The organism is Myroides profundi (assembly GCF_000833025.1).
GTDB lineage: Bacteria > Bacteroidota > Bacteroidia > Flavobacteriales > Flavobacteriaceae > Flavobacterium > Flavobacterium profundi_A.
The window spans coordinates 3811288-3829552 of sequence record NZ_CP010817.1; the positions used below are offsets into that span (position 1 = coordinate 3811288).

General features: G+C 33.3%; 10 protein-coding genes. All 10 read right to left on the bottom strand.

Annotated features, from left to right (window positions below):
• Positions 1-19 precede the first annotated feature (19 nt).
• From MPR_RS16905 to MPR_RS16950, 10 genes are read right to left on the bottom strand one after another with little or no spacing between them, the layout of a single operon-like run.
• Positions 20-850 carry a GIN domain-containing protein gene (locus MPR_RS16905; RefSeq protein WP_041895615.1) on the bottom strand — a complete coding sequence of 277 codons (831 nt, stop codon included), beginning with the start codon at positions 848-850 and terminating at the stop codon, positions 20-22.
• Between the two features lie 19 nt (positions 851-869).
• The gene (locus tag MPR_RS16910) at positions 870-3323 is read right to left on the bottom strand and encodes an ABC transporter permease (protein WP_041894620.1); all 2454 of its coding nucleotides are present in this window, start codon (positions 3321-3323) and stop codon (positions 870-872) included.
• Position 3324: 1 nt separating this feature from the next.
• Entirely contained in the window at positions 3325-5760 is a 2436-nt protein-coding gene (locus MPR_RS16915) for an ABC transporter permease (RefSeq protein ID WP_041894623.1), read from the bottom strand.
• A 2-nt stretch (positions 5761-5762) separates the two neighbouring features.
• A complete protein-coding gene (locus tag MPR_RS16920) occupies positions 5763-8192 on the bottom strand; it encodes an ABC transporter permease (protein ID WP_041894625.1) in 2430 nt (809 codons plus the stop codon).
• Positions 8193-8194: 2 nt separating this feature from the next.
• Entirely contained in the window at positions 8195-10630 is a 2436-nt protein-coding gene (locus MPR_RS16925; protein WP_041894628.1) for an ABC transporter permease, read from the bottom strand.
• 8 nt (positions 10631-10638) lie between these two features.
• Entirely contained in the window at positions 10639-13086 is a 2448-nt protein-coding gene (locus MPR_RS16930) for an ABC transporter permease (protein ID WP_041894631.1), read from the bottom strand.
• A gap of 2 nt (positions 13087-13088) precedes the next feature.
• Positions 13089-15467, bottom strand: coding sequence for an ABC transporter permease (locus tag MPR_RS16935; RefSeq protein WP_041894634.1), 2379 nt, complete (start codon positions 15465-15467; stop codon positions 13089-13091).
• Between the two features lie 4 nt (positions 15468-15471).
• The gene (locus MPR_RS16940) at positions 15472-16227 is read right to left on the bottom strand and encodes a GIN domain-containing protein (RefSeq protein WP_041894636.1); all 756 of its coding nucleotides are present in this window, start codon (positions 16225-16227) and stop codon (positions 15472-15474) included.
• Positions 16228-16239: 12 nt separating this feature from the next.
• Positions 16240-16923, bottom strand: a complete 684-nt coding sequence (locus MPR_RS16945) for an ABC transporter ATP-binding protein (protein WP_006259800.1) — start codon at positions 16921-16923, stop codon at positions 16240-16242.
• 23 nt (positions 16924-16946) lie between these two features.
• The gene (locus MPR_RS16950) at positions 16947-18188 is read right to left on the bottom strand and encodes an efflux RND transporter periplasmic adaptor subunit (protein WP_158438880.1); all 1242 of its coding nucleotides are present in this window, start codon (positions 18186-18188) and stop codon (positions 16947-16949) included.
• Positions 18189-18265 lie beyond the last annotated feature (77 nt).

Below are 18265 nucleotides of genomic sequence, written 5' to 3' on the forward strand. Positions count from 1 at the left end.
AGTCTAGAAACTATAAGAATTAATCTATATTTTTTACTTGTCCTGAAGAAGAAGTGTTTGAACTCACTATCTTAGCTCCTCCTGTATATTGAACACGTCCTGAAGAACTCGCTCTACCAGATACCTCATCAGTTACATTAAACACCATAGAACCTGATGAGCTAGCTTTACCTTCTAGTGTTTTAGTTGTGAAGCTAGATCCTTTAATAGAACCACTACTAGAAGCAGAAGCGCTCACAGAATCAGCATTCCCAGATAAACTCAACCTAGCTGAACTACTAGCTCCAAAGTCTCCAGTTTTAGTCTTTAATGAGATATCTACACTTGCTGAAGAACTAACACTTGCAGATGATTTCTTTGTCACCTCAAAACTACCTTCTATTTTAGAAGAAGAACTTGCCTCTATAGATAAGTTATCTGCTTGCACTAACTCTCCTCTAAACCTTGCTGAACTACTCGTTTTTACATCAAATGATTTAGCTACAACTTTGTTTAATAAGTTAAACTTAGCAGAAGAAGACAATCTTACCTCTTCTAAACTAGGGTTATTTATAGTAACTACTACTTTCCCAAAATCTCTTATATTGATACCGTTCTTCCATTTTTTATTGCTTTTTTGATCAATGAAGATATCTAACCCTCCAGTAATTGTCGTTTCTGTCTTGACATCTTTCATATTCTCAGACTTCTCTACTTCCACTACTACACTCTTAGCTCCTCCATAAATAAAGTTCACTTCTATTCCTTGAGAAGCTTTTACGGATTTAAAATCACTTACTTGACGTGTTTCTTTTGATTGTGCGAACACACTTCCTCCTACTAATAGGAAGAACATTACTATTTTTTTCATATTTAAATTTGTTTTATGGTTATTCATATTTTATATATTTCAGTACATTGATCTTCGTCGCTGACCAAGCCTTTAAGAATACAACTACGCCTGTTAATATTAGTATCACAATCAAGCAAATGATAAATGGTTCTACACTAATATCAATTCTAAAAGCATAATCACTCAACCATTTGTTTAAGAAATAATAACTAGGGAATATAGCAATACCAAAACCTACCAGACACATCACTACATACTGTACAGACAATTGTTTTAATAAGCTAGATGAACTAGCCCCCAACACCTTGCGAATAGCCACCTCTTTTAGGCGGTTATTAATATTAAAAGAAGCTAGACTATACAATCCAAATAAAGCGATAAACACAACAATTCCATTCAGTGTTAAGAAAACATCTCTCTCTTTCTTTACATTATTAAATGTCTTTGCATATTGCTTATCTAAAAACTCATAACTAAATGGCTCGTCAGAGATATCCCTATTCGCCCATATCTTCGCTATCTCATTCATTGTCTTTTCTACATTATCTCCTTTAACCTTAACTGTGATCTGTCTACTATTTAATCCCACCCAAGGAATTGTTTTTAAACTAAAGAAGACTAGAGGAGCATAATTAGATTTAAGACCATATAGATTAAAGTCCTTTACCACACCTACTATTGTCAGTTTATTACCATTCCACTCTATTGTTTTCCCTATAGGATTCTCTTCTTTCATTTCATAAGCAGTACGTTCATTAATCAATATATTAGAGATAGAGTCAGACGCAAATTCAGGTGATAAACTTCTTCCTTCTTTCAGCTTTATATCTAAAGTATTTAGATAATTATAGTCCATTCCTACATTAATACCCTGTATTCTATTTCCATTATGTATAAAACCTGAGGAACTACCATAACTACTCCCTATACTGATCGAAGCGATAGACATATTCTCTACTCCACTGAGCCTCATGATCTCTTCTTTCAGAGATTGATATACATTAATCTTCTCTTCATAAGGGCCTTTACTAATAAAAGGAATGACCACCACTTGATCTCCTTTAAACCCAAGATCCTTATTTAACATATAAATTACCTGCCCATATACAATATAACTTCCAACCATAAAGAAACAAGCCACTGTAAACTGTACTATTAACATGACGTTCTTTAATGTCTTACCTTTCTTACTCTTATTTACTTCTCCTTTCAGAACTTCTAACGTTTTAAAACTAGCAGTAAATAAAGCAGGAATAATACCTACTAATAAAACAATGATCACAATGAACAATAGTAACCAAGGTAGTATATAGAATACTTCTATTTCCATCTGTGAATCTAAGAATACTTTTAACCATGGCATCGTAAACTCAATCAGTACAAAAGCAATAATACAAGCTAGTATAGAGGTAACTAGAGCCTCGATTAACCCTTGTAATATCAAGTTTCTCTTAGTCGCACCTAATGTTTTTCTTATTCCAACTTCTCGTGTACGACCTATCGCTTGGGCAGTGCTTAAGTTGATATAATTAAATACAGATAATACTAATATCAATAAAGAAAGGCCTATCATGATATTCAATCTCCCGACATTAGTTGCTCCCTCAGGAGTACCATTTAAGTCAGAGTTCTTCTGCATTCTTTGTGTTGCTAAGACATGTAGTTTATATCCTTTATTTTTTAGATTCTTAAACTCCTCCAGTGTCACACCTTCTTCTTTTTTCATATACTCCTCTAGGCTCAATCCTTCATCCTTCGCTAGCGATACATACACTTGTTTAATCAAGATATCCTTTATTAGCCCTTCCACTTCCTTAGTATACTTAGCATCGTCTAACTTTAACCAAATAGTTGAGTTATAATTACCCCATTGCTCTATTCCCTCTTTCTCATATTGATCTACTGCATTAACCAGTATATTTGCCATTATTGAATTCCTGTTTTTCCCTAGCTTATACACAGCACTTACTACATAAGTATCTTTATTATACTCAAAAGATTTACCTATCGGATCTTCTCCATTGAATAATTGCTTAGCATACTCATCAGTAATAACAGCAGTATTTGGCCCATTAAATGGCTTGTTCTTATCTCCCTTTACTATCTCATAAGGAAAAAACTCAAAGATGTTAGACTTTACATATCCTATCTTTTCCACTCCTTTTTTCACCCCATCTATAGTCATTGTCCCACCACCATAGTAATTATCCCAATAAGTATAATCAATGATATGTGAAGACTCTTCTTTTAACTTAGAACCAAAAGGATAAGGTAACTTCATCCAGCTCGTATCTGCATTCAGAATAGACTCTACTGTGAATATATTATCCTTATTCGGATTCGCTTGATCATAAGAAGACTCTTCTCTATAATGCACGAATGACAAGATAACAGAAGCAAATCCCACTCCTAAACTTACTAATGTTAGAATAAAATAAACTTTATTCTTCAACACATTAGACCAATATACTTTTAACCAGTTCTTTATCATACTACTCGTATTTAATATATTTTAATACATCTACCCTAGTCGCTTTATAAGCTCGACTGATAACAATTAGTAATGTCAATATCATAATGATAACAAAACAAAATATAAATGGCCATACACTCATCTCTATTCTAAAAGCATAATCACTCAACCATTTATTCAAGAAGTAATAACTCGGGAATATAGCTATTCCAAAGCCTATTAAACAAAACACAATGTACTGTCCTGTTAGCTTCTGTATCAGATCTTCAGGTCTCGCACCTAGTACTTTGCGTATAGCAACTTCTTTTAACCTAGAGTTAATCGTAAATGATGCCAAACTATACAATCCAAAAAGAGCAATAAAAACAACCAATAAATTCAAAACTAAAAATACTTTGCGCTCTTGTAGAGAACGTTCAAAACTCTGTGCAAAACGCTTATCTACGAACTCATAAGTAAAAGGAGAATCAGAGATATTATGTTTTTTCCAAATCTGTTCTATAGCTTCCATCGTCTCTTTAACATTCTCTGTGTTTATCTTAATAGACATCTCATTCATATTACTTCCCCATCCTTGTTCAAAATCTAATGACATAAATATCATTGGGCGATAATCCTCATGCAATCCAAACAAATTAAAATCCTTTACAACCCCAACAATAGTGACTTTCTCTTCATTCCATTCAAACTCTTTTCCTAAAGCATTGTCAGTAATACCCATCATTGCTATTGCCTTTTCATTTAACAATACATTTTTTATACTATCAGAAGCAAAATCTTGAGATAGTGCTCTTCCTTCTTTTAATTTAATATCAAATAGTTTTAAAAAATCATCATCCATAGCTGCTACACCTGCCTGTATTTGTTTGCCTTGGTAAGAATATCCTACAGATGAATAATTTTTTCCGCCTATTGCCAATGACCACGCACTTGCTCCCTCAACACCTTTTATTTTAAGAATATCTGCCTTTAGTCTTTTATAGATAGGTAGAGTATTCTCTACAAGATCTCTTTTAAGATTATATGGTACTCCTACTATCTGATTTGCATTATAACCTAAATCCTTATTAAGCATATAATTCACTTGCTGATTGACAATCAAAGAACCGATGATAAAAAAACAAGCAACGATAAACTGAACTGTTAGTAATGTATTCTTAAACCAAACTCCTTTCTTACTTCTTTTTATATTTCCTTTTAAAACTTCTATTGTTTTAAAACTAGAAATATAGAACGCAGGTACTGTTCCCACTAAAAAAATCACAGTTATTAAAAACAATAAAACCTGAGGCACAAATTCCAAAACATTAAACAACAATTTAGCTTTAAAAAACACTCTCAGACTAGGAAGAGCATATTCGACTATAACTAAAGAAATGATAATAGATATAAGTACTGTTACTCCTGATTCAAAATAGTTTTGCAGCATTGTACTTGCTTTATTAGCTCCTAATACTTTGCGTACACCTGACTCTTTACCCCTATTCATTACTTGTACTGTAGTAATATTGATATAATTAAATACTGACAATAACATGATAAGACTTGAAAGACCTATAGCAATATAAATTCTATTTCTATTCGCTATTCCTTCTGGTAAAGCGTTTTTTTGATTCGAATTAATTAACCGTTGTCCTTTTAAATCATGTAAATAAAATGTCAATACATAATCTTTTTCTTTTTTTAGTTCCTCTATCGTGAGTCCTTTACTTTTTGCTACAGGAGCAATCACTTTGTCGTCGTATATACTTAATAATTGTTTCTCTATCAACTCTTTTGACTCTGGACTTTTTAATTTAATCCAAAGTGCAGAACTATAATTTCCCCAACCATTACTTCCTATAGCATTTTCTACTCGTTCATCCAAAACATTAAATACCATATTAGGATTTATAGAACTCAATGTTTCTGCTTCCTTATACACTCCTTTCACTGTAAATGTCTTTCCCCACAAAAGGATTACTTGCCCTACAGGTTCTTCATCCTTAAATAAATACTTCACATAAGTATCCTTGATAAATACTTGATCAGGCCCATCAAAAGGTTTTATTTTATTTCCTTGTACAATCTCAAAAGGGAATACGTCAAAAAACGCTGATTGACCAAAACTAGCTTTTTCAAAAGCTTTAGACTCTCCATTAACTAATACTACACCTCCCTGGTAATGAGCATCTAAATAAGTATACGTTTCTACACGGTCAGAAATATCCTTCAAAACCTCTCCATAAGGATAAGATAATGATGGCCAACTCTCCTCTTCACTAAACTTAGTCTCTACCATAAATACACGATCACTATCCTTGTGCCAAGTATCGTAAGACATTTCTTCAGTATAATATAAATACGAAATTATCACAGCTGATAACCCTATCGCCAATCCTATTACTGTCAACAAGAAATACATCTTGTGCTTCATCGTATTGTACCAATAAATCTTTAACCAGTTCTTTAACATCTCTAGTCGTATTTAATATATTTTAATACATCTACTCTAGTCGCTTTATAAGCACGACTGATAACAATCAGTAATGTCAATATCATAATAATGACAAAACAAAATATAAATGGCCATACACTCATATCTATTCTAAAAGCATAATCACTTAACCATTTATTCAAGAAGTAATAACTAGGAAATACAGCTATTCCAAAGCCTATTAAACAAAACACAATGTACTGACCTGTTAGCTTCTGTATCAAATCTTTAGGTCTTGCGCCTAATACTTTGCGTATAGCTACTTCTTTTAACCTAGAGTTAATCGTAAATGATACCAAACTATACAATCCAAAAAGAGCAATAAAAACAACCAAAGAATTCAATACTAAGAACACATTTCGTTCTTGTAAAGACCGTTCAAAACTTTTAGCAAATCGCTTATCTACAAATTCATACTGAAATGGTAAATCAGTTATATTATGTTTCTTCCACACCTCTTCAATAGCCTTCATTGTTTCCTCAGCCTTGTCAGCTTTTATCTTAATAGACATCTCTTTCATATTGTTTCCCCACTGATTATTAGACAGTGTAACAAATAATAATGGTCTATAATCTTCTCTAAGTCCTACTAGATTAAAATCCTTTACTACTCCTACTATAGTATATTCCCCTCCATTCCATTTTATATTCTTGCCTATAGGCTGTGACTCTCCCATTATGGACATTGCTTTCTCATTAATCAAAATATTTTGAATACTATCATTAGCTAAATCCTTTGATAACATTCTTCCTTCTTTCATTTCAATCTGGTATAATTCCAAGAAATCATAATCTATTGCAGCTATACCAGGCTGCACATCTTTTTCTTTATAACTAAAGCCTGAAGACACATATCTACTACCGCCAATATCTAATAAACACGCACTCGCTCCTTCCACATTACTTAGATTTAAAACATCTGTTTTTAATCTCTTATACACGTCATATTTATTGTTTATACCCTTCTTAAAATTATATGTCACCCCTACTATTTGTTCAGCCTGAAATCCTAAATCTTTTTTCAACATATAACTCACTTGCTGATAAATAATAAAAGATCCTATAATAAAAAAACAAGCAACAATAAACTGAACTGTTAATAGAAGATTTTTAAACCACACCCCTTTCTTACTTCTCTTTATATTACCTTTTAAAACTTCTATTGTTTTAAAACTAGATACATACAGAGCAGGTATAGTTCCCACTAAAAAAACTACTAATATTAAGAAAATTAGTAATTGTAGTATAAAATCAAACAAATCGAAGATTAACTGTGCCTTAAAAAACACTCTTAAACTAGGTAAAGAGAATTCTACTATTGCAAAAGACAATACTATAGATATTAGTACCGTTATAGTTGATTCAAAATAGTTTTGATATATCAGACTTAAACGATTCGCACCAAAAGTCTTACGCATCCCCACTTCCTTACCTCGATTCATTACCTGTACTGTAGCAATATTGATATAATTAAATACAGATAATAATATGATTAACACGGATAAACCTAAGGCAATATATATTCTATTAACATTAGCACTCCCTTCTGGTAATGCATTTATATCAATATTTTTCTCAAAACGTTGTCCCTTTAAATCATGTAGATAATAACCAAAATAACGCTCCCCTCTACTTCTTTTATACTCGTCTACAGATATACCTTTTTTATTAGCCTCAGGCAACATGACATACTCATCATATATAGCGAGTAACCTTTTCTCTATAGTTTCTTTAGACTGTGTATCCTTGAGTTTTACCCATAAAGCAGAACTAAAATTTCCCCAATACCCTTTCTCTACTGCTTCTTTCTCCCTTTCATCTAAATCATTCATTATGATATTAGGATTGATAGAGCTTAATGTATTTGCTTCTTTAAATATTCCCTTTACTACATAAGTGACATCCCATATCACTATAGTCTGCCCTATAGGGTCTTTATCTTTAAATAAATAGTCTACATATGTATCTTTTATATATGCTTGATTTGGAGCATCAAAAGGTTGTAGTTGACTTCCACTTACTATTTCAAAAGGAAATACAGTAAAGAAATTAGACTGTACACTAATAGCCTTGGTATAAGAAAGCAGTTCTCCATTATGCACTAACATTCCATCATCATAGCTATTATCTACATAAGAATATGCTTCTACTTCAGGAGATATTTCTTTTAATTTAGATCCAAATGGATAAGATAACATTGGCCAACTCTCCTCTTCACTAAACTTAGTCTCTACCATAAATACACAATCACTATCCTTGTGCCAAGTATCATAAGACATTTCTTCAGTATAATATAAATAAGAAATAATCACAGCTGATAACCCTATCGCCAACCCTACTAATGTCAACAAGAAATACATCTTGTGTTTCATCGTATTGTACCAATAAATCTTTAACCAGTTCTTTAACATCTCTATTCGTATTTAATATACTTTAATACATCTACCCTAGTCGCTTTATAAGCACGACTGATAACAATCAACAATGTCAATCCTAAAATCATCAATAAACTATACACATACACACTCCATCCTATCTCTATGCGATACGCATAATTCTCCAACCACTTATTTAAAAAGTAATAACTAGGAAACACTGCTATACCGAATCCAACTAAGCAATAGATTACATACTGAAATGACAACTGTCTTAACAGCCCAAAAATATCTGCTCCTAATACCTTGCGGATAGCTACTTCTCTTAACTTTGTTCCTATCGTAAAAGACGATACAGCAAACAATCCAAATAAAGCAATGAATACAACTGTATAATTTAATACTCTAAATACTTTTCTCTCTAATAACACACGGTCAAAAGTTTTCGCATAACGTTGATCTACAAATTCATAAACAAAAGGAATTTTACTATCTATATTATATTTCTTCCATATTTTTTCAACAGCATCTAGAGTAGGCTCTATCTTATCTTTACTTAATTTAATAGAGACATACAGAAAGTTATTTCTTATCCTTTGATTAGTATGAAAGTGGTAGTAAATCTTAGGTTTTACTTCGTTTGCTAATCTTTCATTATTATAGTCATCTACCACACCTATGATTGTGTACTTAAAACCTTTGCCTTCTATAAACTTCCCTAGTGGTTCTTTCTCTTTCATTTCTCTAACGAAGGCCTCATTGACAATGATGTTATTAATACTATCTGAAGCAAACTGAGAAGATATATTCCTCCCTTGTTTCATCTTTATATCATATAAATCAAAGTAGTTATAATCCATTCCTATTTGTTCTACTAAGAACTCTTCTGATTGATAGGAATGATAAGTAAACGTATTAGATAATGCATTACTTCCAAAGTGTGAAGAAGCTGTTGACACATCCTCCACTCCTTTTATTTGTAGAAGTTCCTCTTTAAAATTATAGTATTGATTTAATCGATCAGAAGTCCCATCGTATTCTCTATTTTCCTTAAATAATACACCTATTACCTGATCCCCCTTAAAGCCGAGATCTTTATGAAGCATATAATTAACCTGTTGATGTATCAATATCCCACTTGTGATAAAAAAACTAGCAATAACAAACTGTAGAACTAAAAAACTATTCTTTATTACTCTTCCACTAGTGCTTTTATAGATAAAACCTTTAAGTGCTGATAACGTATCCATCTTATCGAGATATAGTGCTGGTAAGATACCCACCAAGAGAGTGACAACTATTAATACACTCGATAATAAGCCTATAAACTTAAAAAACGAGAACTCAATCGTTGTACCCACAAATACATTTATGAACGGCACTAATAATTCTAAAATAATAACACTTAATAATAAAGCTATTCCAGTTGTTATAAAGGACTCTAAAAGCCCTTGACTAATAATTAAACTTCTATTTGCGCCTAAAACCTTTCTCACCCCAACTTCTTTAGTTCGATTCAGAGATTGAGATAGTGCTAGATTGATAAAATTAAATATGGACAACAATAGAATCATAACAGAAAGTCCCACTATAATTTTCAACATCAATAAATTAGTATTCCCTTCAGGAAAAAAATAACCTATTGCATTCATCCTAGCGCCATTCAAGGGTAATAAATAACTCTTAGCATAGAAGCTTTTAAAAGTAGTCTCTACAAATTCTTCTACAGAAACTCCTTTAGGCTCTGCTAAAACAGAATAAAAATGTTTATAGAATAAATTATCAATAGCGACTCTAGTCTGTTCTTTATCTTTGGTTTTAACCAATAAATTAAAATTACTATTAAACCAATCTCCTCTAGACGCTATCTCTTCAGTACTTAACTTATCTATTACAATATTAGGACTCATAGAACTTCTTATATCATGTCCTATCCTATAGACAGCAGATACACTATACTTAACATCCTTTATCTCAATTTCTTCTCCTAATGGATTAACATTCTTTCCGAATAATAATTCAGCTAATTCTAGTTCTATAGCAATATCATTTGGATTATTAAACGCTGTTTTCTCATTGCCATAAACAAACTCAAAAGGAAAAAAAGAAAAGAAATTCTTCTGAGCATATATTACTTTCTCAATAGCATATTCCTTCTCATCTATTTTTACATTTCCTCTAAAATACACCCCATTATAGTACATATAATCTTCCACTATAGGGTAATTCTCTTTTAAGAAATACCCTAGTGCAAAGGGCTGACTATTACTAGAGATCTGATCACTTTTAGACTCTAAGACAAAAACCTCATCCTTATAAGGATTCCATTGATCATAACTAGACTCTTCTAGATAATATAACGATGCTAATGTAACTGACGCAATACCTATCGCCAATCCTACTACTGTCAACAAGAAATACATCTTGTGTTTCATCGTATTGTACCAATAAATCTTTAACCAGTTCTTTAACATCTCTATCTCTATTCGTATTTGATATACTTTAATACATCTACCCTAGTCGCTTTATAAGCACGACTAATAACAATCAACAATGTCAATCCTAAAATTAACAACAAACTATACGCGTATACACTCCATCCTATCTCTATGCGATACGCATAATTCTCTAACCACTTATTTAAAAAGTAATAACTAGGGAATACTGCTATTCCAAATCCAACTAAGCAATAGATTACATACTGAAATGACAACTGTCTTAACAGTCCAAAAGTATCTGCTCCTAATACCTTGCGGATAGCTACTTCTCTTAGCTTTGTTCCTATCGTAAAAGACGATACAGCAAACAGTCCAAATAAAGCAATGAATACAACTACAATACTTAGAATATTAAATATTCTCTTCTCCATCTGTACTTTATGGAAAGTCTCTGCAAACTGCTTATCTACGAATTTGTATTGAAACACATCCCTTTCTTCTATATTATACTGCTTCCACAGCTTCTCGATATCAACAATAGTCTTACTAAAATATTCTGGAACAATCTTTATGTATATGACAGAATACATCCCATAGCTATGCTTAGTCTCTGGCATATAAGAATATACAAATGGCAATATTTTCTCTTCAAGCCCTTCAACATTAAAGTCTTGAATTACTCCCACTATTGTTTTCTTCTTGCCTAGCAATTCTATTGGGGTATCAAGAGGCTTAGCCAAATTCATCGTATGAACAAAAGTCTCATTCACCACCACATTATCTAAACTATCAGAAGATAATTGAGCAGATAACATCCTACCTTCTTTTAGCTTAATCTCTAATGCATCGAAAAAATCATAATCAATCATAGCATTATTAATCATCACATTTTCTTTCCCGTTGTTGTGATAAGTACCAAATACACCTCCTCGATTACCTACAAAACTTACATTACTAGTAGATATCGACTCTATTCCTTTAATCTTCTCTAGTTCGGCTTTAAAGCTTGCATACTTAATAGCGCGCTTTCCAGTATACTTACTACTACTTAGAAACTCTATATTAATAACTTGATCTCCTTTAAAACCCAGACTTTTATTGAGCATATAACTTACTTGTTCATTGACGATGATAGAACCAATAATAAAGAAACAAGCTATTGTAAATTGAAGAACTAAAAATCCATTACTAAGCCACTTACCTCCTTTAGTCCCTATTACATTTCCTTTTAATAGTTTGACAGTCTCAAATCTTGAAACAAAAAAAGCAGGAATACCACCACATATCAGAACCACTAAAGTGGCAATAACGATAAGAACAGCTAAATCATTGATAAACGAAAATGTGATATTCGTCTCTAAATAAACATTGATATAAGGTAGAATGAGCTCAATGATACAAATAGCTAATACTAAAGAAAAGATAACAACAATAGCAGTTTCAAAAATACTCTGCTGATAAAAACTTCTCTTACCTGCACCAGCCACTCTTCTCATTCCTATTTCTTTTCCTCTGCTAACTACTTGCGTTAATGATAGATTAACATAATTAAAAATAGAAAGTAAGAGTATCGTCATAGATAAGAAAATACTAATGTTTAGCATTTGCACATTTGCACTACCTTCTGGGAATAACCTTTGATTCGGTAGCATACGAGCATCTGCAAGTTTATTTAATACGATATCTCCTGTATAGTATTTAAAAGGTTCTTCTTCTTTATATTGCTCTAATGTTAGACCATCCTTCTTTGCATTTGGAATGGCAACATATTTATCTCTAAGCTCCATTATAGCCTTTTTAATTCTATCAGGCTGTTTAGTCTTCACACATAGAATTAATCCAAAATCTCCCCAATCATCACTTTCACTAGGCTTTTCAGTCAAATTATTCATAACTGCATTAGGAGCAAAAGAACTACGTAGGTCTCCTATTTTGTATACACCAGAGATTATAAAATTAGTGTTACCCTGACTATCATAGTCTGGATTAATAGCTTCTATTGTCTTACCTATTGGGTTTACTCCTTCCCCAAATAGTGCTTCAGAGATCTTAATATCTATCGCTACATCATTAGGGTTAACTAACGCTTTTTCAGCATTACCATATACAAACTCGAATGGAAAAAACTCAAAGTAGTTATCTTGTACGGCATATATATCTTTTGCATCTATTTTCTTCTCATTATAAATGAAGTTTAGAGAACCATTATATCCATAGTACATATAATCATCTAGTTCCTTATAATTATCCTTTAGATATCTTCCCATAGGACGGAACTGATCTGTCATAGAGAAATTCGGAGCTACAGTCTCTACGAGATACACCTCATCCTTATTCGGATTCCACTGATCATAACTAGACTCTTCTAGATAGTATAATGATGCTAATACAACTGACGCAATACCTAATGTCAATCCTACTACTGTCAACAAGAAATACATCTTGTGCTTCATCGTATTGTACCAATATATTTTCAACCAGTTCTTTAACATTTTTATTCGTATTTGATATAATTAATAATATTGATTTTAACAGCCTTATACAGCTTACTTGCTAAAACCACAAAGACTAAAACAGAGAGTAGTACTAAAGAAAGTACAAATGGGTAAACCGCAATATCTGTATGATCTACAAACCTATCTAACCATTTACTCATCAACCAATATGTAGGGTATAGTACTAATACATAAGTAATCCCCAGAGCATATATAAAAGGCTTTAGTAACTTCAGATAGAGTTCTTTCTCACTAGCCCCTAATACTTTTCTGATCACGATTTCCTTTAATTGTTGTTCTATTGCAAAGGACATCACCGCGTAGAGTCCAAACAGAGCGATTAACACTACCGCTCCATTCCACAACATAAACATATTGCGCTGTGATAATGTTTTCTGATAAGTCTGAGCAAACTGTTTCTTCACAGCCATCACCTCAAACGGATACTCATAATCGACATTCACTATCCAGAATGCTTGTAGACGTTCTAGAGTTTCTTCCCTTATCTCTGGATCTATCTGCACAGATAGAGACTCTATACCATAAGGCAAAAACTCTATATCTCTCCAGTGAAACAGAAGCATTGGCTTTATACTCTCTTCAAACCCGTCTCGGTTAAAGTCTCCTATTACCCCTTTTATGATAAATGTATTACTGTCATACGCTATGACCTCTCCTACTACATCACTAGGTTGTTTACCTAGTTGAGTAACAAACTTCTCATTGACATATACGGTTGGGAGATCTTCATCTATATCCTCCTGAAGCGCCAGCATATTGAATCCCATCATCTGTATATACCCTTCATCTACCCCATCCATGATGAAGTCCGTTATTTTCTGTTGTTGATAATAAGCCGTATGATTCGTATTCATACTACTTCCTTTAAAAGAGATTGTAGACAGCCCTACACCTTTCACCCCTTTTATATCCGCTATTTGTTCTATGACTTTAGAGGATCTATACATCTTACGTCTAATCTGTTGTGTATATAGCTTGACTTGATATACCTGCTCTCCCTTAAATCCTAATTCTTTACTTTGCATATAATCCACTTGATTATACACTAGCCATCCAGCGATTAAGAAAAAGAAAGCAATCACCAACTGTATTCCCACGAATGCCATTCTCCACTTAGAGATACTTAAATGAAGCTGTACTTGTCCTCCCTTAGTGTGTTGTCTAGCGATAATACTACCGTATAAAGCAGTTAATAAACCTCCTAAACAAATAATTCCTCCACCTATCAGTAAAATCACAATCCCCATAGCTTCCCAAGAGAACACTAAGTGTTGATGTAAAAAACTGTTGTAAATAGGTAAACTCAATTCTACTAAAACCAAAGAAATACTTAACGCAACTAAGACATTCAGTACCGTCTCAAAAAGTAATTGTAATACCAACTGTCCTTTTGAAGCTCCTATAATTCTTCTTAGAGACAACTCCTTTGCTCTACTTAAGACATTAGACTGATTCAGACTGATATAGTTCACTACAGTCAGTAAAAAGATTAAGAACGAACACCCACTGATTAACCCTATTGTTTCTCTCTTCGTATTTCCTTCTAATAGAGTAGTCTGCTTAGATTCAAATCGAGCTTCTGCTAATGGAACTAACTTAGAAGTAATCTCATCTCCCCTATCATCGAAGTATTTATTCTTCTTTTTCTTATTGTAGTAAACCTCTTCTAGCTCTTTTAATAACTTAACTTGGTCTACTCCATCTGCTTTCTTAAACACGAGTCCACCTACATTCTCTTGCCATAACTCATACTCTTCTATTTCATCAAAGTCTATAGAAGCAAGTACTACCTCGGGCATTATCGTAGCCCGTTGATTTAATTCATACACCCCTCTTATCACATACTTCTGATGTGCTAACGACAGTGTGTCACCTACGGGATTTGTGTCTCCAAAAAAACGAGTAGCAAGATTAGAAGATATCGCAATAGAATAGTCATCAACGAACAATTGTTCTTTATCCCCATGCTTAAATTCAAAAGGAAAAAAGTGGAAGAACGACTTTTGTGTATTCAATATCTTACTTACAACTCCCTGTTCTGATCTACTCTCCCCATAGAAATCTAAATATTCTAATGCATAGTAACAGTAGTCTTCAGCTAATTGATTCTCTAATAAATAAGGCCCTACCCCGGCAGGGATATAGATAGAATTGGATTGTTTTCCCATTTCTAGGTCTACTTCATACATATTACCTACCTTAGGTATCCATCTATTATAGCTATACTCACTCTTATAGTAAGTCACCGCTAGGATAACAGACGCCATACCAATAGCTAGCCCTATGATATTCCACAAAAAGAACAATCTAGAGTTACTGATATTTTTAATATATATTTTAAACCAATTCTTTAGCATAACACTAATTACCTGCCTTAACTGATCCCATAGAATCTGTATATTTCTTTAATTCTTTTGGTGTATTATAGTACACCACTTTACCCATAGAGTCTGCATAAGCATTTAGACTTTCTGTAGGATACACTTCTGCCTTCCCCATAGAATCTACCTCAGCTTTTACCATTTTTGCTTTTAAGCCTTTTCCTGCGAATGTCGCTGCACTATCCACATTGACTACGAGGGATTCGACATCTCCTGTCACTTCCACACGACCTGCCGAGTCTACATTAGCCTTCATTGTCTTCGCTGTTACATTACCAACATACTTAGAGGCTGAGTCTACATTAATACTGATTGTATTCACAGAGAAATTAGCATTTACAGATCCAGCCCCATCAATAGAGATCTTAGCGCTATCACCAGATACTCTCCCAGACACCACTATTCTAGCCATAGCACTAGCGTAATAAGTAAGTACTGACTTCTGAGAAACATTCACTGTAATCTTTCCTATACTTTTATACCTTCTGTTTGGAGACTTGGATTCAATAGACAATTTAGTTCCTACCTGTCTGATTTGCACTAACTCTTCTGGGCTCTCCGTATCAGTGACTATTTCTACTGTATTAGAATCCCTAGTTGCATCAACATTAACTATCACTATAGAAGATACTTCTATACTCTGTACTCCACCTGCTATAGTAACCGTTTGCTTACCTTGTCCATACATAATGAAGGACAATAACGCAGCTACAAGTGTTAATAAAAAACGTATCATAATTCTGTGTTTTTATTCTGCAAAAACATCTACGATTTTAGTATTCATTTTCTCTGATAAGATCATTCCATCTTTCATTAAAATCGTGCGTTCTGAGTACGAAGCATCGTGATTCGAGTGAGTCACCATGATGATTGTAGCTCCTTGTTGGTGCAGTTCTGTTAATAATTCCATTACTTCGTTACCATTCTTACTATCTAAGTTACCTGTAGGCTCATCGGCTAGGATAATCTTAGGGTTCGTTACCAAGGCACGCCCTACAGCCACACGTTGTTGTTGTCCTCCTGATAGCTGTTGTGGATAATGTTTTAATCTATGTACTATATTTAAGCGCTCTGCTATTTCCATTACCCTCTTCTTGCGCTCACTGCTAGGCACTTTATTATAGATTAGAGGAAGTTCTATATTATCATACACTGTCAACTCATCGATTAGATTAAAGTTTTGGAATATAAATCCGATGTTTTCTTTTCTAATCTGTGCTCGCTGACCTTCTGTTAATCCCACCATCTCCTTGTCTAATAACAGGTAGCTTCCACTACTCGCATTATCTAATAGTCCGATGATATTTAACAGCGTTGACTTTCCACATCCTGAAGGTCCCATAACAGAGATAAACTCTCCTTTTTTCACATTTAAAGAAACCTGATTTAAAGCTGTTGTCTCTATTTCTTCTGTCTGAAATACACGAGACATTTGATTAATAGTTATTACCATAATTATTCTTCTATGTTTAAATGTTCTACTCTTAAATAATCTTTATAACTCGATACGATCACTTCCTCCCCTACTTCTAAGCCCGATATCACTTCATAGTAAGCAGGGTTCTCGCGTCCTATCTCTACATTCCTTCTTGTAGCCTTATTGTTTTTTACTACATATACCCATTCTCCTTTTGTGTCTTGAAAGAAATTACCTTTAGGTAATAACAGCGCTTTCTCTTTTCCTGACAAGAATAACTTCACTCCGAAGGTTGTCCCTTCCTGTAGTTTTAATTCCTTTTCTGTATCGAAAGCCAGGTGTACTTCGAATCTACCGCTCTTCACCTCAGGCAACACTTTTATCACTTCTACATTTGTGATCTGCCCTTTCATATCGATCTGTCCTCTCTGCTTAAGCATTATTTTATCGAGATAGAACTCATCCACCTGTGCGACTAGCTTATACCCTTCCATCACATCTATCTTACCAATACTCTCTCCTCCGTTATACGTCTTTCCTAATATAGCCTCGAACGATGACAGCCTCCCTGATACAGGCGCTTTTAATAAGAAATTCTGTTTATTCTCTCTTAGCTGCTCCAAGCTTCTATTGATGACAGCTATCGATTGATCTATCTGTTTTACTTGTAGCACATTGCTTTGTTTCTCTTTTTGGATACTCTCTTCCATCAATGCTTTACGCTTTTTTTGATACGTTAGCGCCTCTCTTGTTTTGTTCCAATCACTCTCTGACAATATCTCCTGATCATATAATTTTTTATTTAGATCATACTGTAGCTCTGCATTCTTATAATCGTACTCGATGCTTATCAAATCTTTCGTTAAATTTAACTCTTGATTACGAATATTCATCTTATTCACATTCAAATTATTCATTTGATCGATCAGAGAAGCTTCTTGAGACATAAAGTTAAACTCAGAACTCGGGTTATACAGTCTTACTAAAGGTTGTCCCTGTACTACCATACTTCCATTCTCTACTAATCTCTCCATCACCGCTCCTCCTTCTGTGATATTGACTAACAAAGAATGCAATGGTTCTACCTGAGACTGAAAAGAAATATACTCTTCGAAAGAGTTCTCTTCTACGGGACGAATACGTATCTCTTTCTTAGAAACGTTTAAAGCGATATGCTGAAAAAAAGTGATATAACTGATCAATAGCAAAGCGATAATACCAACTGAAGCAAGTATTATCTTAACTTTTTTTCTATTTTTACGAGGAATAGTACGATCCATTATTAATTGTTTTATAGATATAATAACAATAATGTGCCAATCATTAATAAGCACATTATTCATTACAAATCAACAAC